The organism is Pseudomonas sp. HPB0071 (genome assembly GCF_000478505.2).
GTDB classification, from domain to species: Bacteria; Pseudomonadota; Gammaproteobacteria; order Pseudomonadales; family Pseudomonadaceae; genus Chryseomonas; species Chryseomonas luteola.
Genome location: NZ_KI517367.1, coordinates 2,863,524 through 2,883,119, shown reverse-complemented (window position 1 = coordinate 2,883,119; position 19,596 = coordinate 2,863,524). Strand labels below are relative to the sequence as shown.

Annotated in this window: 17 protein-coding genes and 4 tRNA genes; 9 read left to right on the top strand and 12 right to left on the bottom strand. The window is 55.1% G+C overall.

The features are described 5' to 3' along the window. Positions 1 to 207: 207 nt before the first annotated feature. Positions 208 to 1,203: a catabolite repressor/activator gene (gene cra / locus HMPREF1487_RS13500; RefSeq protein ID WP_010797214.1), complete on the top strand. Its 996-nt coding sequence runs from the start codon at positions 208 to 210 to the stop codon at positions 1,201 to 1,203. Between the two features lie 12 nt (positions 1,204 to 1,215). Then, positions 1,216 to 2,004 (top strand): TatD family hydrolase, encoded by a 789-nt coding sequence (locus tag HMPREF1487_RS13495; protein WP_010797213.1) that lies wholly within the window; start codon positions 1,216 to 1,218, stop codon positions 2,002 to 2,004. A 4-nt stretch (positions 2,005 to 2,008) separates the two neighbouring features. Here the strand turns inward: HMPREF1487_RS13495 and ampE are convergent, their stop codons facing one another. The 5 genes from ampE to HMPREF1487_RS13470 all read right to left on the bottom strand — a co-directional run bounded on the left by ampE (position 2,009) and on the right by HMPREF1487_RS13470 (position 6,943). After that, positions 2,009 to 2,842: a regulatory signaling modulator protein AmpE gene (gene ampE, locus HMPREF1487_RS13490; RefSeq protein ID WP_010797212.1), complete on the bottom strand. Its 834-nt coding sequence runs from the start codon at positions 2,840 to 2,842 to the stop codon at positions 2,009 to 2,011. Continuing rightward, positions 2,839 to 3,399 carry a 1,6-anhydro-N-acetylmuramyl-L-alanine amidase AmpD gene (ampD, locus tag HMPREF1487_RS13485; protein WP_010797211.1) on the bottom strand — a complete coding sequence of 187 codons (561 nt, stop codon included), beginning with the start codon at positions 3,397 to 3,399 and terminating at the stop codon, positions 2,839 to 2,841. The genes ampE and ampD overlap by 4 nt, the downstream gene beginning before the upstream one ends. 101 nt (positions 3,400 to 3,500) lie before the next feature. After that, complete coding sequence (locus HMPREF1487_RS13480) at positions 3,501 to 5,696, bottom strand: DUF1631 domain-containing protein (protein ID WP_010797210.1); 2,196 nt, start codon at positions 5,694 to 5,696, stop codon at positions 3,501 to 3,503. Positions 5,697 to 6,378: 682 nt separating this feature from the next. Further along, positions 6,379 to 6,454, bottom strand: a tRNA-Thr gene (locus HMPREF1487_RS13475). Between the two features lie 12 nt (positions 6,455 to 6,466). Further along, positions 6,467 to 6,943: a pilin gene (locus HMPREF1487_RS13470; RefSeq protein WP_010797209.1), complete on the bottom strand. Its 477-nt coding sequence runs from the start codon at positions 6,941 to 6,943 to the stop codon at positions 6,467 to 6,469. A gap of 219 nt (positions 6,944 to 7,162) precedes the next feature. On the opposite strand from HMPREF1487_RS13470, the gene pilB reads away from it, so the two are divergent. The 5 genes from pilB to yacG all read left to right on the top strand — a co-directional run bounded on the left by pilB (position 7,163) and on the right by yacG (position 11,876). Continuing rightward, positions 7,163 to 8,848: a type IV-A pilus assembly ATPase PilB gene (gene pilB, locus HMPREF1487_RS13465; RefSeq protein WP_010797208.1), complete on the top strand. Its 1,686-nt coding sequence runs from the start codon at positions 7,163 to 7,165 to the stop codon at positions 8,846 to 8,848. 131 nt (positions 8,849 to 8,979) lie between these two features. Beyond that, positions 8,980 to 10,197 (top strand): type II secretion system F family protein, encoded by a 1,218-nt coding sequence (locus HMPREF1487_RS13460; protein ID WP_010797207.1) that lies wholly within the window; start codon positions 8,980 to 8,982, stop codon positions 10,195 to 10,197. After that, positions 10,197 to 11,066 (top strand): prepilin peptidase, encoded by an 870-nt coding sequence (locus HMPREF1487_RS13455; RefSeq protein WP_010797206.1) that lies wholly within the window; start codon positions 10,197 to 10,199, stop codon positions 11,064 to 11,066. Before HMPREF1487_RS13460 ends, HMPREF1487_RS13455 begins: the two co-directional genes overlap by 1 nt. Beyond that, positions 11,066 to 11,680, top strand: a complete 615-nt coding sequence (gene coaE / locus HMPREF1487_RS13450; protein WP_010797205.1) for a dephospho-CoA kinase — start codon at positions 11,066 to 11,068, stop codon at positions 11,678 to 11,680. Before HMPREF1487_RS13455 ends, coaE begins: the two co-directional genes overlap by 1 nt. Further along, the gene (gene yacG, locus HMPREF1487_RS13445; RefSeq protein WP_010797204.1) at positions 11,673 to 11,876 is read left to right on the top strand and encodes a DNA gyrase inhibitor YacG; all 204 of its coding nucleotides are present in this window, start codon (positions 11,673 to 11,675) and stop codon (positions 11,874 to 11,876) included. Before coaE ends, yacG begins: the two co-directional genes overlap by 8 nt. A gap of 90 nt (positions 11,877 to 11,966) precedes the next feature. Here the strand turns inward: yacG and HMPREF1487_RS13440 are convergent, their stop codons facing one another. Further along, positions 11,967 to 12,440 (bottom strand): hypothetical protein, encoded by a 474-nt coding sequence (locus HMPREF1487_RS13440; RefSeq protein WP_010797203.1) that lies wholly within the window; start codon positions 12,438 to 12,440, stop codon positions 11,967 to 11,969. Between the two features lie 203 nt (positions 12,441 to 12,643). Here HMPREF1487_RS13440 and HMPREF1487_RS13435 point away from each other — a divergent pair, with 203 nt between their 5' ends. Next, positions 12,644 to 13,126, top strand: a complete 483-nt coding sequence (locus HMPREF1487_RS13435; protein ID WP_010797202.1) for an MOSC domain-containing protein — start codon at positions 12,644 to 12,646, stop codon at positions 13,124 to 13,126. 105 nt (positions 13,127 to 13,231) lie between these two features. After that, positions 13,232 to 14,530, top strand: a complete 1,299-nt coding sequence (locus tag HMPREF1487_RS13430; protein WP_010797201.1) for an NAD(P)/FAD-dependent oxidoreductase — start codon at positions 13,232 to 13,234, stop codon at positions 14,528 to 14,530. Between the two features lie 187 nt (positions 14,531 to 14,717). Here the strand turns inward: HMPREF1487_RS13430 and HMPREF1487_RS13425 are convergent. The 6 genes from HMPREF1487_RS13425 to rluD all read right to left on the bottom strand — a co-directional run bounded on the left by HMPREF1487_RS13425 (position 14,718) and on the right by rluD (position 19,557). Further along, positions 14,718 to 14,793, bottom strand: a tRNA-Lys gene (locus tag HMPREF1487_RS13425). Between the two features lie 6 nt (positions 14,794 to 14,799). Further along, positions 14,800 to 14,876, bottom strand: a tRNA-Pro gene (locus HMPREF1487_RS13420). A 10-nt stretch (positions 14,877 to 14,886) separates the two neighbouring features. After that, positions 14,887 to 14,962 (bottom strand) — tRNA-Asn (locus HMPREF1487_RS13415). A 191-nt stretch (positions 14,963 to 15,153) separates the two neighbouring features. Further along, positions 15,154 to 17,718: an ATP-dependent chaperone ClpB gene (gene clpB / locus HMPREF1487_RS13410; RefSeq protein WP_010797200.1), complete on the bottom strand. Its 2,565-nt coding sequence runs from the start codon at positions 17,716 to 17,718 to the stop codon at positions 15,154 to 15,156. Positions 17,719 to 17,854: 136 nt separating this feature from the next. Further along, entirely contained in the window at positions 17,855 to 18,598 is a 744-nt protein-coding gene (gene pgeF / locus HMPREF1487_RS13405; protein ID WP_010797199.1) for a peptidoglycan editing factor PgeF, read from the bottom strand. Then, on the bottom strand, positions 18,595 to 19,557 hold the full coding sequence (gene rluD, locus HMPREF1487_RS13400) for a 23S rRNA pseudouridine(1911/1915/1917) synthase RluD (RefSeq protein ID WP_010797198.1): 963 nt from the start codon (positions 19,555 to 19,557) through the stop codon (positions 18,595 to 18,597). Before rluD ends, pgeF begins: the two co-directional genes overlap by 4 nt. Positions 19,558 to 19,596 lie beyond the last annotated feature (39 nt).

The window sequence follows — 19,596 nt, the reverse complement described above, 5'->3', positions numbered from 1 at the left end:
CGGGTTACCTGGTCGATTTTGATCGACGGCCCGCTTTCAAAAGCAGCGAGGGCTGAAGTCGACCGGAAATACAGGGCTACTTCAGACCTTCCTTAGATACCGGACCGTCTGTTTTCGAAAATGGATTATCGTCAATGAAAGGCAAGGTATTGCGGTCATATAAGCAAGAAAGGCGTTCCAGACCGCACGGCCACAAGAGGAATCGTTTTGAAGCTCAGTGATATAGCTCGACTGGCAGGCGTCTCCGTGACCACGGCCAGCTACGTCATTAACGGAAAAGCCGACCAGCGGCGCATCAGCCCAGCCACCGTCACGCGCGTACAGCAAGTGGTCGAACAATACGGCTACCAGCCAGACCAGCGCGCCGCTGGCTTGCGTCGCGGCCAGACCCTGACGCTAGGGTTCATCCTGCCTGACCTGGAAAACCCCAGCTATGCACGGCTGGCCAAGCAGCTGGAAATCAGAGCCCGGCTGCGGGGCTATCAACTGCTCATTGCCTGTACCGACGATGAGCCCGATACCGAACGGCAATTGCTCTCGCTGTTTCGCGCACGCCGCTGCGATGGCCTTATCACCGCCAGCTGTCTGGCCGATGACGATACGCCCTATCGCCGCCTGCAGGCAGAGGGATTGCCTGTGGTAGCCGTGGACCGTCAGCTCGATCCCAGCCAGTTCTGCTCTGTCGTCAGTGACGACCGGACCGCCAGCGCCCTTCTGACGAAGACCCTGCTGGATACGCCGCCTCGAGAAATCGCCCTGATCGCGGCCCGCCCGGACCTTGTCATCAGCCGTGAGCGCGCCGCAGGTTTCGAATCGGCCTTGCAGGACTTCAACGGCAAGAAGCTGATTCGCTATGGCGAGCAGTTCAGCCGTACCTGTGGACGCGACCTGATGCTGGACCTGATGAGCGAACTGGGCCATATGCCTGATGCGATCATTACGACGGCATACGTGCTGCTGGAAGGCGTTTTCGATGTTTTCCAACAGCAGGCCGAAGGCTGGCCTTCCCATCTGCGTCTCGCCACCTTTGGTGACGCCCAGCTGCTCGACTTCGTTCCCATCAAGGTCAACGGACTCTATCAGCAGCACGAACTCATTGCAGAGCAGGCCCTGAACCTCATGCTGGATGCCATCGAATCCCACCATTACGAGCCCGGTGTTCATGCCATCCCACGGCAGCTCAAGACTCGTCACAAGGACTAGCTGGCCCCTACCATGTTGATCGATACCCATAACCACCTAGACTTTCCCGGGTTCGACGATGATCGGGAGGCACTCCTGCACCAGTGCGCATCGCTAGGCGTACGGCGTCAGATGCTGATTGGTGTCGAAGAATCCCTATGGTCGCAGTTATGGTCTACCGCGCTGGCCCATGAGCCGCTCTACGCGGCCCTGGCCCTGCATCCCTGCTATTTGGACGTGCACAAGGAGAGCGACATCGACACGCTCAGGGCATGGCTGGATCAATGGGCTGGTCATCCCAAGCTTTGCGCACTGGGTGAATTCGGACTGGATTACTATATCGAGCAGCCCGACAAGGCACGCCAGCAGACGCTTTTCGAATCACATCTCGAATTGGCCATCGAATACGAACTGCCGAGCCTGCTGCACGTCAGAAAAGCCCATGCCGATGTCATCGCCACGCTAAAACGCTACAAGCCGCCCAGAGCGGGCGTTGTTCACGCTTTTGCAGGCAGTTACGAAGAAGCACGGGAGTACCTGAAACTAGGATTCAAGCTGGGCTTGGGCGGCGCGCCGACATGGCCGCAAGCCAATCGACTGAGAAAGGTCGTGCCGCGGCTGCCGCTGGACGGCATCGTTTTGGAAACCGACGCCCCTGACATGGCCCCTGCCATGTACCCAGGCATCCGTAACAGCCCTACCCACTTGCCTGCCATCTGCGCGGCACTGGCCGAGCTGTTCGGCGTGACCTCCGAAGCACTTGCCCAGGCCAGTACAACCAATGCATGTGCCGTCTTTGGGTGGGACCCTGACGCGCTTTAGAAGACTAGCGCCCTACTACGGTCCAGAGCGCTAACAAGACGTACCAGAGCACAGCAGCCCTGACGAGTAACTGCCACAACGTATCAAGACTGTGAACACCCGCCTCGGCATCCAAAGCCACAGGCAAATCAGCCGCAGCGCGACCGGCATCAGCCAGCAGCTTGGGAGTGGGAATATCCCAGTTCAACCACTCGGATAACGTTGCGCGGCTGGCGCAAAGAAAATCACCGACTAGCGCAAAGCTGGCAGTGAGTAAGCGTGCCGGCAGCCAATCAAAGGCATGGCACAGCTGTTCTGCATGGGCGCGCAAGGCAGGGCTACGCGCATGGGCAGCCGTCAGCGCAACCAGCCGATAAGCCAACGCCATGAGCGGTCCCAGCACAACGTACCAGAAAATCACGGCAAAGAAGCCCTCGTGGCCTCGCCATAGCAGCTGCTCTTGCACACGCGCCAAGAGCCCATCCGGCGTTTCCGCTTGAAGGCCCAAGTCCTGCTCTGCACGTAGGGCCGCGGCCTCCAGATCACCCCGCCGCCAGGAATCCCTGAAACCTGCCAATGCCTGCCTGGGGTCATGCCGGCCCAGGCTATATAACAGCACGAGCACATGTACGGGCAACAACAGCCAGCCATAGGCAACCGGCTTTAATACTGCCAACACCAGAGCCAATATCAGCAGGGGCACACCTACCACAACGATCAGCGCGATAGAGCTATGACGCCCTACATGCAGCGCTACCTCAGCCAACAGCGCGCGCCACCAGCCATCACGCTGCAGCCGCAACCGCCAGCGGGTTGTCCATACAACGCCCAATACAAGCAATAAGCTCAGAAAGGTCATTTACCCTCCCCTGTCAAAGATGCCCGATACCGGTCCCAATCGAAGGCAGGCCCAGGATCGGTCTTGCGGTCTGGTGCAATATCACTATGCCCGCAAATACGGTCAGGTGTTATGGCTGGGTAATGCCGAAGCACATCGCACGTCAGTTGCTCAAGCACATGGTATTGCGCCTGCGTATAAGGCTCGGTATCAGTACCTTCCAGCTCAATCCCTATCGAAAAATCATTACAACCTTCCCTGCCCGCAAAACAGGATACGCCAGCGTGCCAGGCACGATCGTCACAGGACACAAACTGCGTCACAGCGCCTGTACGTTCAATCAGAAAATGGGCTGACACCCTTAACGAGGCTATTTCCTGAAAAAAGGGATGTTCACTGCAGTCCAGCGTGTTTTGAAAGAAAGGCTGGACCTTTCCCGTCCCAAACTGGCCGGGCGGCAAACTGATGTTGTGGATAACCAGCAGCGAGACCTGCTCTCCCACGGGACGCTCATTGTAGTTGGGTGATGGGCAACGCTGGGCGTGAGCCCACCATCCCGCCTGAAAATCTGGGGACATAAGAACTCCTGTGAGCGCTTAATGTAAACCAGAGCGGCAGAAGGACCAAGAACACCGATCCGAGCGGCCCCATGATCGGTGTTTAGATAAGCGGAAAGGGATCAGGTGCGTTTGAGCGTGCGAAGATTTCCGATGACGGATTCCAGCGCTCGATCAAACAACAGGGCATCGTCCAGAATACGCAGCTTTCCATGACTCAAGTCGACAGCCAGGCTTTCACGTGACTTTTCCATCACCTTCATGCCTGCGCGATTTACAAAAATATAACGTCCAGCAGACTTAATAACCGCCGCCAGCTTGCAGCGGACCTTGTGATCATCGGCCTCGGTCAGCTCAATCCAGCTACCCACATGGATAGCATCGATCGTTCTGAGCGATTCCTCATCCGGCTTGAACTCTGTCTCGGCAGGCTTGGCCTGAACCGGCTGAAGCACGATCTCATCAGCCACCTCAACCATCGCTGCTAGTGGCTCATGGGCTACCGCCGCCGCACCGTGCTCGACGCGCTTAGCCTGCTGGAATGTCTGTACATGCAGGGCTTCAAGCTGGGTGAAAAACTCACTGGTAGAGAATGGATCGAAGGCCGCGCTGGCAAGCCCTTCACGCAAGGCCTTGAGCAGCCCCGGCACCATACCCAGCAACTTCTGCCGCGAGCCGGCATCTTCATGCGGCTCAACACTCCAGATTAAATCATCCATCGTCTGCAGCGCGGCGAGCCATTCAGCAGAGCCATAGCCCTGCTTGAGACACGTCAACAGGAGTACCTGACTCCACGCCTCGCGAATGACCCGAACCACTACTTCCGGCAGAGTACGCCCAACCAACCGCTCATTCAGCGCGGCCTCTACCTGCTGGCGAGCTTGCTCAGCCCGCGCACGCCCCTCTTCCGCATCCCGTGTGCGCTGCTCAAGCAACTCACTCCGGCGACGCTCATCACTCATATAGGCCAGGAAGTCATTCAGCAGCTCGCTGAAGATATCCGGGTCATCCACAAAATCACTGAGCAGCCGCTGAACGATCTGCTCGATCTTCAGATAAAGCCCATCGCGCTGCAGTTCATTCTGCTCTTCCCAACCGAGCGAAGCTGCCGCAATCTCATTCAAGAGCTTACGGGCCGGATGATTGGGTCGGCTGAAAAAGGCCTTATCCAGCACCGCCACCTTGAGCATGGGAATCTGCAGACGGGCAATCAGCGCTTTCAAGGAATCAGGCAGTGTCAGGTCATCAAGGATGAACTCAAACAGCATGGATACTAGATTGATAACATCATCATCAACCTGCCCCACTACCCGCTTTCGACCGCTACGCGCACTGATACGCCCCAGCGCATCATCCAGCATCCCGCGCAGGTCATAGCTGTTCTCGACATGCGAAGGCACATGCTGCTGCAAGTGGGACAACAGCCGCATCAGGTCGTAACTGGTAATAGGATGAAGCTCAGCCGTGCCTGCTGGCTCACCGCCAGATAGGCCCATTGAGCCGCCGCCACTGCGACGTACCTGCGCCAGCAGCCCCTGCAGCGCGCTGAATACTTCCTGATCCTGTTCGCTGTCCGGCGTGGTGGATGCCGTGCGGCCGGTATAACCCGATGCACTGCGCCCCGTATTGCGCGGCGGCGCCAGCTTGAGATGAGGGAGAATCCCCGCATCGATCAGCTGCTGATTCGCCTCGGCATACACACGGTCCAAACCGTTCAGCACAAAACGCTCGAACAGCTTGAGAATGATCAGCTTGACCTTGATCTCGACACCCAAACCACGGCACGCATCCAGAAACGCTTCGCACAAGGGGCGAGGCGCCAACGGGTTAGAGTTTTCGTCCAGCGTTCGGCTTAACTGGGTGTTGAAACGAATACTTAGATGGCCCAGGGCCAGCGCATTACGGGTGACAGCTTTGGTCACCATTGTATCGAGTGCGACAGACTCTTCGAGCTGGTCATTCTGGACCAGACTCAGATCCTCGAACGAAATGGCGTCGAGCTGTGCAGTATTTTTTGCCGTATCTGCCTGATTCAGGCCCGCGAAACGCTCAAAGTAGCGCTGCAAAAAATTACGCTCGATCGTCTTGCGCTTCAGGCGCAAGTCACGCATCGCTTCGAAGAACAGATTCTGCTCGTTGTTGCTGGTGGCGCGGTCAGCCATCTCGAACAACGCATCGTCTGCGTTATCAAACAATTGCTGGAGCGCTGCATTGAGCCGCTGGGCAGCTTTGTCGCGTACCGGAACGAGGGCAGCAGGAATCCGCAACGCCGCATCACTGAGCGTTTTGAAATGAACCACATTAGCGTCGTTCTGCATTGCCCGCCTCCTGCAGCGTACCGTTATGACCAGCCTGCCTGCATACCACGTTACGAGCCTTGAACAACGTTGATCCCATAGCGTTGATAAGTGAACGTTGCGTTGATCATCATTACAGAGTAGCTGTACCAGCTAACCGAGATCACCGCATAGGTATGACCTTGATCATGTTTATGGTTGAGCTACGGCGACTCCCATCTCTAGTGAGGGAATCTGAACAGCGTTCATCCATAAAGTTGCCTTTACCCGCTAATCGTACCCTGAGAAGCGTGAGCTAACCATCAAGATTTCGACCAATCGCCAGCCAAACGCTGATTGGTCTGGAGACTTCACAGAAACGCATTAAGAAGAAGCTTGCCGGTAGCGCTGCGCTTTCCACGCGCGAGTCTGGCCAGGATATTGCTAGAAAACCTTTTGGCCAATTTTCTGCGAACATCAGCAAGGATAGTTACGCCAAGCTATTGCTTTTTGAGCAAGAGCGCTGCCTTTTATTACTCCCCAAGCCAGCACCCGACCCACAAAGCCCCTTAAAAAGGGGCAAGCGAAGCTCACCGAAGTTTTAGGTAATAACAAATATCCATATCTAAATTTTAGTCTACAACAGTTAAGTAACTCGCCTTAACGCTAAACTAGTATGTTCGCCTAAAACAAAAAGCCCAGCTAATTTAGCTGGGCTTAAGTATGGTGCCGGAGATAGGAGTCGAACCTACGACCTTCGCATTACGAATGCGCTGCTCTACCAACTGAGCTACACCGGCAAAATTAATACATTACTGCACGGCACTGTCATATTTGCAGCTTTTATCGATAAATTTTTCATCAACATTAGAGCCGCAGGTCCAAGTACCATTTTCGTCCCGACTCATACGAACAATCTTTCCGTTTACTCCTGGATTACCCTGAGTAAACTTAATTTGAATATACCCTGCTCCCTTATTTTTATCTGCCAAACTCAAAGTACCGAAAGTAGGAGTAACTATTCCAAGATCAGACGGTCTTTCTCCACGAACCGCAGGAGTAGTATCAGTTGCTGCTTGTGGAGCAGTCGATCCATCAGGGAACTCCCCATAATTAAGTACGTAATCTTCCAATCCTGTTTTATTACTTGACAAAGTAGAAACGGCAGAAGCAACGTTTGCGCGCCCTACATAATTCTGATACTGAGGAATAGCTATTGCAGCCAAAATACCAATGATCGCAACTACGATCATTAATTCAATTAGAGTAAAACCTTTTTGAGCTTTCATGCTTGTCTCCATTAGAAGAAGTAGGCTCAACATGCCTGATTCTCCCTAAGCATTCAGCGTGCCAACCGCCTAGAGCACAGTATTTATGTGAAATAGATTCCCTGCCGCTTCGCCTGCATGGCAAGTACTGACAATAATTGTCATGCAAAAGAGCGTATTTGATACGACTGCTTTCGACTGCTATAAGGCAGGCATCGCTTATTCTTATCGGCCCGTCTTATGAATGATTTAGCGCCCCTCTCTGGTCTTGCCCGTCAGCTTGTTTTGGCGGAGCTGCTAGATGAAAAAACGGCTCAAAGTGCGGTTGCGCAGAGCAAGGTCAGTAAAGTCCCATTGGTGACGCACCTGGTTCAGAATCGCCTCGTTAAGAGCCGCGCGATTGCGGAGCTGTCTGCTGAACAATTTGGTTTGGCGTTTTTAGACCTGAGCGCGGTTGATAAGGAGTCCCTGCCCAAGGAGGTCGTGAGTGAGAAGCTGATGCAGCAGCATCACTTCCTGCCGCTAGCCAAGCGCGGCAATAAGCTCTTTATTGGTATATCCGACCCGACCAACCAGCAAGCGATCAATGACATACAGTTCAGCACAGGGCTGACTGCCGAACCTATACTGGTTGAGGATGACAAACTTCATAACGCCATTGATCAGTACCTGGATAACGGCACCGGCGGGCTGGATCTTGGTGATATCGACCTCGACATCGAGATCAATACAGAAGAAGAAAAAAAGTCTGAAGTAGACGCGGACGACGCCCCAGTTGTCCGCTTCGTCAACAAAATGCTGCTCGACGCCATCAAGCGCGGCTCGTCTGACCTGCACTTTGAGCCTTACGAGAAAATGTATCGAGTGCGTTTTCGTACCGATGGCGTCATGCACGAGATGGCGCGCCCGCCTATTCAGCTGGCCCCACGTATTTCAGCCCGCCTGAAGGTTATGGCGAGCATGGACATCTCCGAACGCCGCAAGCCTCAGGATGGGCGCGTGAAGCTCAAGGTTTCCAAAAGCAAGTCCATCGATTTCCGTGTGAATACCCTGCCTACCCTTTGGGGTGAGAAGATCGTGATGCGAATTCTCGATCCCTCCAGCGCGCAGATGGGTATTGATGCGTTGGGTTATGAAGAGCGCCAGAAAGAGCTGTATATGGAGGCGCTTAGCCAACCACAGGGCATGATTCTGGTGACTGGCCCTACGGGCTCCGGCAAAACGGTATCGCTGTACACAGGCTTGAATATCCTCAATACAGTCGATATCAATATCTCGACGGCAGAAGACCCGGTAGAGATCAACCTGGAGGGTATCAACCAGGTTAACGTCAACCCGCGTCAAGGAATGGACTTTGCTCAGGCACTCAGAGCGTTTCTCCGTCAAGATCCTGACGTGATCATGGTGGGCGAGATCCGCGACCTTGAAACGGCAGAGATTGCAATCAAGGCTGCACAAACGGGCCACATGGTTATGTCGACGCTGCATACCAACAGCGCGGCAGAAACACTGACGCGCCTTCGGAACATGGGCGTACCTGCCTTTAACATTGCCACATCGGTTAACCTAATCATTGCTCAACGGCTGGCACGCAAGCTGTGCCCTAAATGCAAAAAGCCGCATGATGTGCCAAAAGAAACCCTGTTAAGTGAAGGCTTCCCTGAAAGCCAGATCGGCAAGTTTACGCTGTACTCACCTGTTGGTTGCGAGGAGTGCAATAACGGCTACCGTGGCCGCGTAGGTATTTATGAAGTGGTAAAGATCACATCTGCCATGCAGAACCTGATCATGGAAGAAGGCAACTCGATCGAGATTGCCCGTAAGTCGCGTGAAGAGGGCTTTAATGACTTACGAACATCTGGTTTGCTCAAGGCCATGCAAGGTGTAACCAGCCTGGAAGAAGTAAACCGCGTCACCAAGGACTGATTGGCGCGAACTTTGCGTGTCCACTCGATGCCCATGAAGGGCTGGTCAGTCACATGAACAAGAGTGGACGTCGTCAAACAGCATGGCTGCACATTGACAAGACGCACTCCAGCACCTGAAGAGCGGATTGCATGGCCGACAAAGCATTAAAAATGAGCGCTTTTACCTGGGAGGGAACGGACCGTAAAGGCGTCAAGATCAAGGGCGAGATGACCGGGCTGAACCCTGCCCTGGTCAAGGCCCAACTACGCAAACAGGGGATCAACCCCACGCGCGTACGCAAAAAATCAGTCTCGATCTTCAGCCGCGGCAAAAAGATCAAGCCGATGGACATCGCCCTATTCACTCGCCAGCTGGCTACCATGCTGGGGGCAGGTGTTCCTTTGCTGCAATCGTTCGACATTATCAGCGAAGGCTTTGATAATCCGAACATGCGCAAGCTGGTCGACGACATCAAGCAGGACGTGGCGGCGGGTAACAGCCTGTCTAGCTCGTTGCGTAAAAAGCCCCAATACTTCGATGACCTCTACTGCAACCTGGTTGATGCGGGTGAGCAGTCTGGTGCGCTGGAAACGCTGCTGGATCGCGTAGCGACTTACAAAGAAAAAACCGAGCAGCTCAAGAAAAAAATCAAAAAGGCTATGACCTACCCTGCCGCGGTTGTAGTGGTAGCGATTGTGGTTTCAGCCATTCTACTGATTAAGGTTGTACCTCAGTTCCAATCCGTCTTCGAGGGCTTTGGCGCAGAGCTGCCCGCATTTACATTAATGGTAATTGGCCTTTCAGAAACCTTGCAGGAATGGTGGTTCATCGTTCTGCTGGCCCTTTTCGCTTTAGGTTTCGGCTTTCAAATGGCGCACAAACGGTCTGAAAAATTCCGCGATGCCGTTGACCGTTTTGTACTCAAAATACCTGTCGTGGGCGCCATTCTTTATAAGTCTGCGATTGCACGCTATGCGCGTACGCTGTCCACTACCTTTGCTGCGGGCGTACCGCTGGTAGATGCACTGGACTCAGTTTCAGGGGCTACGGGTAACGTTGTCTTCCGCAATGCCGTCGACAAGATCAAGCAAGACGTCTCGACCGGTATGCAGCTGAACTTCTCCATGCGAACCACTGCCGTGTTTACTTCTATGGCAGTGCAAATGACGGCCATCGGTGAGGAGTCGGGTGCACTGGACGAAATGCTGGATAAAGTGGCCGCTTTCTATGAAGAAGAAGTGGACAACATGGTCGACAGCCTTACCGCTCTGATGGAGCCTATGATCATGGCGGTTCTGGGCGTACTGGTGGGCGGTTTGATCATCGCCATGTACCTTCCTATCTTCCAGCTGGGCTCGGTTGTTTAATGGAGGCTATCGAGCTTTTGGCAACCTACCCCGCCGCATACTTGGGTTGTACGCTGGTACTAGGCTTATTGGTTGGCAGCTTTCTCAATGTGGTCGTACACCGGCTTCCCAAAATGCTTGAGCGGGACTGGATAGCCCAGTCCCGCCAAATGCTGGAGTTACCCAGCGAAGGCGAGGCGGAAACCTATAACCTTGCCAAGCCCCACTCCCATTGTCCTCACTGTCAACATCGCATTCGGCCATGGGAAAACATCCCTGTTATCAGCTATGTCATGCTGCGTGGTAAGTGCTCTAGCTGCAAGGCCCCTATCAGCGCTCGCTATCCGCTGGTTGAATTAACATGCGGCCTGCTTTCCCTGTTTGTTGTCTGGCATTTTGGCTTTACCTGGCAGGCAGCCAGCGCCCTGTTACTAACCTGGAGCCTGCTCGCCGCCAGCCTGATTGATGCCGATCATCAGATTCTTCCTGACGTCATCGTTCTTCCGTTGCTATGGGTTGGCCTGCTGGTTAATCAATTTGAGCTCTTCTCTAGCCTTTCCGATGCAGTCTGGGGCGCAGCAGCGGGCTATATGAGCTTGTGGGTGGTCTTCCAGCTTTTCAGGCTGATCACAGGCAAGGAAGGCATGGGCTTTGGCGACTTCAAGCTGTTGGCCATGCTGGGCGCCTGGGGTGGCTGGCAAATCCTACCGCTTACGATATTGCTGTCTTCTTTAGTGGGCGCAATCCTCGGCATCATTCTGCTTCGCCTCAAGAATGCCGAAAACAGCACCCCGATACCGTTTGGGCCTTATCTGGCCATTGCGGGGTGGATTGCTTTGCTTTGGGGTGATCAAATAACAGGCATGTACCTTCACTTTGCCGGTTTTTGATGAGCAACCCTTGGATTCTCGGCCTTACGGGCGGGATTGGCAGCGGTAAAAGCGCCGCTGCCGAACATTTCGGCTCGCTGGGCATTCACACAGTAGATGCTGATCACGCGGCCCGCTGGGTGGTAGAGCCTGGTCAGCCCGCTCTTGAACAGATTGCTCTGCATTTTGGCAGCGATATCCTGCTCGATGATGGCCGCCTGAATCGCCCAGGGCTGCGTGCTCGTATATTCGCCATCCCCGAAGAAAGGCACTGGCTTGAGTCGTTGTTACACCCTTTGATCCGCCAGGAAATCATTCGAGCATTAAACGAAGCCACATCGCCCTATGCCGTTCTGGTTTCCCCTTTGCTTATCGAATCCGGCCAGACGCAGCTGACCCAACGGGTACTCGTCGTAGATGTGCCGGAAGCTTTGCAGCTCGAACGCGCCATGCGGCGCGATCAGGCTGACGAGACACAGATCAAGGCCATCCTTCAGGCGCAAATGAAGCGAGACGAGCGCTTGAAACACGCGGATGATGTCCTCATTAATGACGGGACGCTTGCGCAGCTACATGAGCATGTCGAACGCCTGCATCACTTTTATCTCACCCTACAAGGAGGCAAGCATGCCTAAGCCACCTTTGACTGTAGATTGCCCTACGTGCGGCGCCCCCGTAGAGTGGAGCGAAGCCAGCCCCAACCGCCCCTTCTGTTCAGACCGCTGCAAACTAATAGACCTGGGCGCCTGGGCAGCAGAGGAGCACGCCATTCCCGGCAACGATCTGGAAGACGATTTGTTTTCAGAAGACATGCCACGCCGGGACCATTGAACCACTGCTCCATGGCGTCCCATACTGACCATTTTCGCCACATCCGGCCTTAAGCCGAAGCGCTCAATAACGTTTCGGCTAGCGCCTCCCTTATTTGGCCTTGGCCTTTAACGCATCTTTCAACCCTTCGGCAGAATCAAACTCCCGCTGCCCTACGAAACGGCCATGATCCAGCATGAGCCAAAGAACCTTTTCCTTGTCACCAGGGTAACGGGGCGCCACCCGCCCTTCATGATCCAATAGCACGCGGTAGTTATAGTCACGCATGGCAGGAATGGCGAACAACGTCGATATCACCTTGGGCATCTGACTGATATCAGCCAGGAAGGCTACCTTGTTAGCCTCTAGATAGCCCTTGGGCTGATCCTTCAAAGCCGCCTTCACGAGATTTGCACCCGTCATGCTGCGTGCAACCAGCAGAACCTGCAGATTATCGTCCAGCGTATAAGGCTGGTCGTTCTGATCCAACAGCGTCCAGGGTGCAAGGCGCTCTCCTGGCGCCAGTGCCCAGGTCAATCCGGGCAGTAAAGCAATCAGCAATAGCACAGAGCGCAAGACGCGCATGGAGCCTCCAGTTACTGGTTCAAAGAGTGAAAACTGTATCAGCGAGCAGCGCCAGGGTGACTGGCATTTCGCTGTCATCACTGTAAAAATATTCACGCCTGTCATTTTTCAATGTAAGCAGAACATCTGCCGCAGATCCGCAAGCCTCCTCTAGAGCAAGGGCGTTGTACGCCGCTACCCTACTATCGTAATAGGCCCACCTGATGATACCGCTAAAAGAGCTTTTGACAGCTGTGCCTCAAACGGGAACCGTACAGTGGATGGGTGTCCGCCCCGCCGCTCGAGCAGAGATGATCATTGTTAATGCTGTTGAGGCTCGCCGCGAGGCTGGCTTGACGGGCGACCATACCCGCCCCAGCCCACGCAATGCACGTCAGGTCACGCTTATCCAATGGGAGCATCTGGCAGTTGTCAGCGCGCTCATCGGACGATCGCTTGAACCTCAGGACCTGCGCCGCAATATAGCAGTCACAGGTATTAACCTTTTCAGCCTTAAAAATCGCCGCTTTCAGATCGGTCAGGCCATTTTCGAAACAACCGGCTGGTGCCAGCCATGCGCTCGCCTGGAAGAGCGCCTAGGACCGGGCACGTTTCAAGCGATGCGTGGCCACGGTGGAATCACTGCCCGCATCTTGAGCGGCGGAATCATCAGAGTCGGCGATACCGTAAGCGTCATCGACGACTAACCCAACGAATTATTTCATACGAGCCGACTCATCAGCGGATCGTATCACCGCAGGCGCCTTGGCTGCCCGCGCCAAAGAATTCCAACACTATGAGTATGAAACACCATGACACATCGAATCGTAATCGTCGGCGGCGGCGCTGGGGGCTTGGAGCTGGCTACCCGCCTGGGCAGAAAGTTCGGTAAGCGCAACCAGGCACATGTCACGTTGGTCGATGCCAACCTGACCCATATCTGGAAGCCACTCATGCATGAAATCGCCGCGGGCTCCCTGAACTCTTCAGCTGACGAACTCAACTATGTCGCCCAGGCCAAATGGAATCACTTTGAGTTTCAGCTAGGTCGCCTGACTGGCCTGGACAGAGCAAATAAGCGCATTCGTCTTGCACCTATCACCGACGAGCAAGGCAAGGAAGTTCTTGCTGAGCGAACCATGCCCTATGACACGCTCGTTATTTCCATCGGCAGTAAAACAAATGACTTCGGCACGCCTGGCGCTGCAGAGCACTGCCTGTTTCTGGATACCCGCGCCCAGGCCGAGCGCTTTCATCAGCAGCTGCTCAATCAATATCTGCATGCTCAGGCAAGCAGTGAAACGGCAGCGCCCATTGATATCGCGATTGTTGGCGCTGGCGCCACTGGCGTGGAGCTGGCGGCAGAACTTCGCAATACCGCTCAGCAGTTGGTCTCCTATGGCTTGAATCGTATTCGCCCGGAAGACCTTCGCATCACGATCATCGAAGCAGGCCCACGTGTATTGCCGGTATTACCCGAACGCATTGGAGAGCCGGTCGCTCAGCAGCTGCAGAAACTAGGTGTCCGCCTCATAACGGGCGCAGCCGTAAGCTCTATCACCGAAGATGGTCTAACCACCAAGAGCGGCGAATTCATCCCTGCCAAGCTTAAGGTATGGGCAGCTGGCATTCGTGCACCGGAGTTTCTAGCTAACATGGACGGGCTGGAAAGCAATCGAATCAATCAGCTGGTGGTACGCCCTACGCTTCAAACCACGCAGGATGATGACATCTTTGCCTTTGGCGATTGCGCGGCGTGTCCGATGTCTGGAGAGGACAATCGTAATGTCCCGCCCCGGGCGCAGGCCGCGCACCAACAGGCCTCTCTACTGGTGAAATCCATAACGGCTCGCCTGAAAGGCGAAGCGCTGCCTGAATACCATTACAAGGATTATGGCTCACTGATCTCGCTTTCGCGTTACTCAGCCGTGGGCAACCTGATGGGTAATCTGACCGGGAACGTCATGCTGGAAGGTTGGCTGGCGCGCATGTTTTACGTGTCGCTCTATCGGCTGCACCAGCGGGCGCTCTATGGAAACTTCAGAACCTTGCTGCTGATCATTAGCGATCACTTGGGCCATACACTCAAGCCAAGGCTAAAGCTGCATTAAATGGTAGATGCCCTGTTTGCAAGGTGCAGACAGGGCACAAAACCCTGGACATGACGAATTTGCACAAAGCAAATAGCGCTGCGCCAAACAAACATGTACTGAAAAGAAGAAGACTTTAAAACGAGACACAGCGAAGAACTCGCTGCTTAGCAGAAATGCTTAGGAGGTTAACGCTTAGATAAGAAAGTGGTGGGTCGTGTAGGATTCGAACCTACGACCAATTGGTTAAAAGCCAACTGCTCTACCGACTGAGCTAACGACCCACTTAATGGTCGGGGTAGGGGGATTCGAACTCCCGACATCCTGCTCCCAAAGCAGGCGCGCTACCGGGCTGCGCTATACCCCGACAAGGAAGTTGGCTCCGCGACCTGGACTCGAACCAGGGACCCAATGATTAACAGTCATTTGCTCTACCGACTGAGCTATCGCGGAACTTCTAAGCTTCCAATCTCAACCTTTGCTCTTCAGCGTTAAGCTGCGCTGCATCAGCTGAGGTGCGCCATTTTACGGGTATTGATTCCTGTGTCAACACCCTTTAGCAAATTTTATTGCAAAAAATTCATGCACTTAAGATACGCCTCGTCTGGAAACGCAAAGGGCGCCTTAAGGCGCCCTTTAGCAGACTAAGCAAATACGATGTCTTCGCCCTCTACCCTCGCCTCTATCTTGCTGCCTGGAACAAATTGCCCAGACAGAATCTGTTGGGCAAGAGGGTTCTCGATCCAGCGCTGTATGGCACGCTTCAAGGGACGCGCCCCATAGACAGGGTCGTAACCTACTGCAACCAGCTTGTTCATTGCCTCTGCCGAAAGCGCCAGATCCAGCTCACGCTCAGCCAGACGCTGACGCAGGCGGCTCAGTTGAATATCAGCGATACCAGCGATCTGATCACGTCCGAGCGGTTCGAACACAACCACCTCGTCGATACGGTTGATGAACTCCGGCCGGAAGTGGGCCGACACCGCATCCATGACAGCAGCACGCTGAGCCCCTTGGTCGCCAACCAACTCCTGTATTTGCGCTGACCCCAGGTTCGAAGTCATGACGACAACCGCATTACGGAAGTCGACAGTACGCCCTTGGCTATCAGTCAGGCGGCCATCGTCCAGCACTTGCAGCAGGATATTGAAGACATCCGGATGCGCCTTTTCCACTTCGTCCAGCAGAACCACGGAGTATGGCTTACGCCGCACCGCCTCGGTGAGATAGCCACCTTCCTCATAGCCGACATATCCCGGAGGCGCACCAATCAGACGGGCAACGGAATGTTTCTCCATGAACTCAGACATGTCGATACGAATCATGGCGTCTTCTGTATCGAATAAGAACTCAGCCAACGCTTTGCAAAGCTCGGTCTTACCTACCCCGGTTGGGCCCAGGAACAGGAACGACCCGCTCGGCCGGTTCGGATCAGCCAATCCTGCACGCGAGCGTCTAACGGCGTTCGCTACCGCCGTCACCGCCTCATTCTGCCCAATGACACGCTGATGAAGCGCATCTTCCATGCGCAGCAGCTTGTCACGCTCGCCTTCGAGCATTTTGCTGACCGGAATGCCCGTCCACTTGGAGACCACTTCAGCAATTTCGTCCTCGGTCACCTTGTTGCGCAGCAGCTGGTTGGCCGGCTTTTCATGCTGGTCCACCATCTGCAGGCTACGCTCGAGGTCAGGAATGATGCCGTATTGCAATTCTGCCATACGGTTGAGGTCCCCCTTGCGGCGCGCCAACTCAAGCTCCTGCTTGGCTTGTTCAATCTTCTGCTGCAGTTGTGCAGAACCTTGAACCTCCGCTTTCTCAGCCTTCCAGACTTCTTCCAGATCGGCATATTCCTGCTCGAGCCGGGCGATGTCTTCACGCAGCTTGCCAAGGCGCTTCAGGGCACCTTCGTCACTTTCTTTCTTGAGCGCTTCCTGCTCAACCTTCAGCTGGATCAAACGACGCTCCAGACGATCAAGCGCTTCGGGCTTGGAGTCGATTTCCATCCGAATACGGCTTGCGGCCTCGTCGATCAGGTCAATTGCCTTGTCGGGCAGTTGCCGATCCGTAATGTAGCGATGCGACAGCTTGGCGGCCGCAATGATGGCCCCATCAGTAATCGCGACCTTGTGGTGCACTTCATACCGCTCTTTCAAGCCGCGCAGGATCGCAATGGTATCCTCCTCGCTCGGCTCATCGACCAGGACCTTTTGGAAGCGACGCTCCAAGGCGGCGTCCTTTTCAATGTACTGGCGATACTCGTCAAGCGTGGTAGCGCCTACACAATGCAGCTCGCCACGAGCCAATGCAGGCTTGAGCATGTTACCTGCGTCCATGGCGCCTTCCGCCTTACCGGCACCCACCATGGTATGGAGCTCATCGATAAAAAGGATGACACGCCCTTCCTGCTTGGAAAGCTCATTCAACACCCCCTTGAGGCGCTCCTCGAACTCTCCCCGGAATTTGGCACCGGCAATCAGAGATCCCATGTCCAGGGCCAACAGACGCTTATCCTTCAGGCCATCGGGCACTTCACCGTTGACGATCCGCTGAGCCAACCCCTCAACAATGGCTGTTTTACCTACCCCCGGCTCACCGATCAGCACCGGATTATTCTTGGTACGGCGCTGCAGAACCTGGATAGTGCGGCGAATCTCATCGTCACGACCGATCACAGGGTCAAGCTTGCCCTCCTCCGCGCGTTTGGTAAGATCAACCGTAAACTTATCCAACGCCTGACGGGACTCCTCAGCATTAGGATCGTTGACAGCATCACCGCCGCGCAGGTTGTTGACGGCATTTTCCAGAGCCTTACGGGAAACCCCCTGCGCCAGCAGTATCTTGCCAAGCTTGGTGTTCTCGTCCATAGCAGACAGCAGCACCAGCTCGCTTGAAATGAATTGATCTCCCTTCTGCTGAGCCAGCCGATCGGCCTGATTCAACAGACGAGCCAGATCCTGAGACAGGCTGACATCCCCGGTAGGGTTCTGAATCTTTGGCAGACTGTCCAGCTCCTTGGTCAGGGCCTGGCGGAGCATCTGAATATCAAAGCCGACCTGACGAAGCAGCGGTAGAATCGAGCCGCCCTGCTGATCCAGCAAGGCAGAAAAAAGATGCACGGGCTCGATGGCCGGATGGTCATGCCCTACCGCGAGGGATTGGGCGTCGGCCAACGCAAGTTGCAATTTACTGGTTAAACGGTCAATTCGCATGACTATGTCCTTTATATGAGCGCGGGTCAGGGACGCACCATAAAAAGCGTCACAACGATTACCCGCCGAGATGCCTCTTACATAAGGACAATTCTGCTCGATTCAAGCGCTGGCCATTTGACCTGGATCAGTCGGATTACGCCTCATCCAGAGGTTGGGTCAGCCAGATCAGGCTGGCCAGGCGCCCTGTCTGCGAGGAGCGCCTAAAGGAATAAAATCGCGCAGTGTCGGTATACGTGCACCATCCGCCACCGTAGATGGCATCAATGCCGATGGATGCCAGCCGCAACCGCGCCAGCTGGTAAATATCCGCCATGAAGCGTCCGTCATTGACGCTGGGTTTGAAGGCTGTTTTTGCCCGGGAATGCTCTGACACAAACGCCTCGCGTACTTCAGCCCCAACTTCAAAGGCGTCAGGACCGATTGCAGGCCCAAACCACACCAGGATATCTCGTGTGCTCGACTCAAGCGACGCAGCCGTTGCTTCGAGCACACCACTTACCAGCCCTCGCCATCCAGCATGAGCAGCCGCGACACGCGTCCCTTGCCGATTACAAAAAAAGACAGGCAGGCAGTCTGCCGTCATGATCGTTGCAGCAATGCCAGGCGTCGACGTCCAGGAGGCATCAGCCTCAAGCACTTGGGCCGGATCAGCCTCAACGACAGAAATCCCATGCACCTGCTTTAGCCAGGCGGGTCGACACCCTAGCGAGTCGACCAACCGTTGCCGGTTTTCCGCCACGGCGGCCGGATCATCCTGCACATGATCGCCCAGATTAAGGCTCTGATAAGGGCCATGACTGACGCCCCCTGACCGAGTCGTAACGCAGCCTCTCACATTGGCAGGCGCAGGCCAGTCGGGAATCAGCCAGTCATTCATCCGGTAAACGCCTCACGATCCTGACGCAAAAGGCTAAGCAGCCAGACGATATCCTCAGGCAGAGGAGACTCCCAGCTCATACGCTCCCCCGTCACCGGGTGATCGAGTTCCAGGAAGCGGGCGTGCAGCGCTTGCCTAGGAAACTCTCGAAGCGTCTTGACCAGTGTTGGGTTGGTAGCAGGCGGAATTCGGAAACGCCCGCTGTATACCGGGTCCCCTACCAGCGGAAAGCCAATGTGGGTCATATGGACCCGTATCTGGTGGGTTCTGCCAGTCTCCAGCTTGACGCGCACATGCGTATAGGCCCGGAATCGATCCAGGACACGATAATGGCTGACCGCCGGCTTTCCACCGGTAACCACAGCCATTTGCTGGCGCCGTTGGGAGTGACGACCTATAGGCGCATCTACCGTACCGCCGGAAACCACCACGCCCGCTACAACCGCCTCATAAATACGACTGACGGAGCGTGCCTGAAGCTGGGCCACCAGATTGGTTTGTGCTTCCAGGGTCTTGGCGACAACCATCAGGCCGGTCGTATCCTTGTCCAGACGATGGACAATACCGGCACGGGGCACGTTTGCCAGCGACGGTGCATGATGGAGCAACGCATTGAGGAGCGTACCATCGGCATGGCCTGCCGCAGGATGGACGACTAGCCCGGCAGGCTTGTCCAGCACGAGCAAATGGTCGTCCTCATAGACGATATTGAGCTCGATATCCTGCGCCACCCAATCACCCTGCGCTTCTCGCTCCGCGCGCAAGGACAGTACGGCGCCGCCATGCACCAGATCACGTGGACGCAGAACCGCGCCATCAACAGTTAGGCTGCCTTCCTTGATCCAGGACGACAGGCGAGAACGGGAATATTCAGAGAACAGCTGAGCCGCTACCTGGTCGAGACGCTGACCGCCGAGTTCTGTAGGCACTTCGGCGTTGAGTTGGATAATATCGGACATAGCAGCCAACAAAGGCGTGTAGCTTTTGGTTTCAGCCAC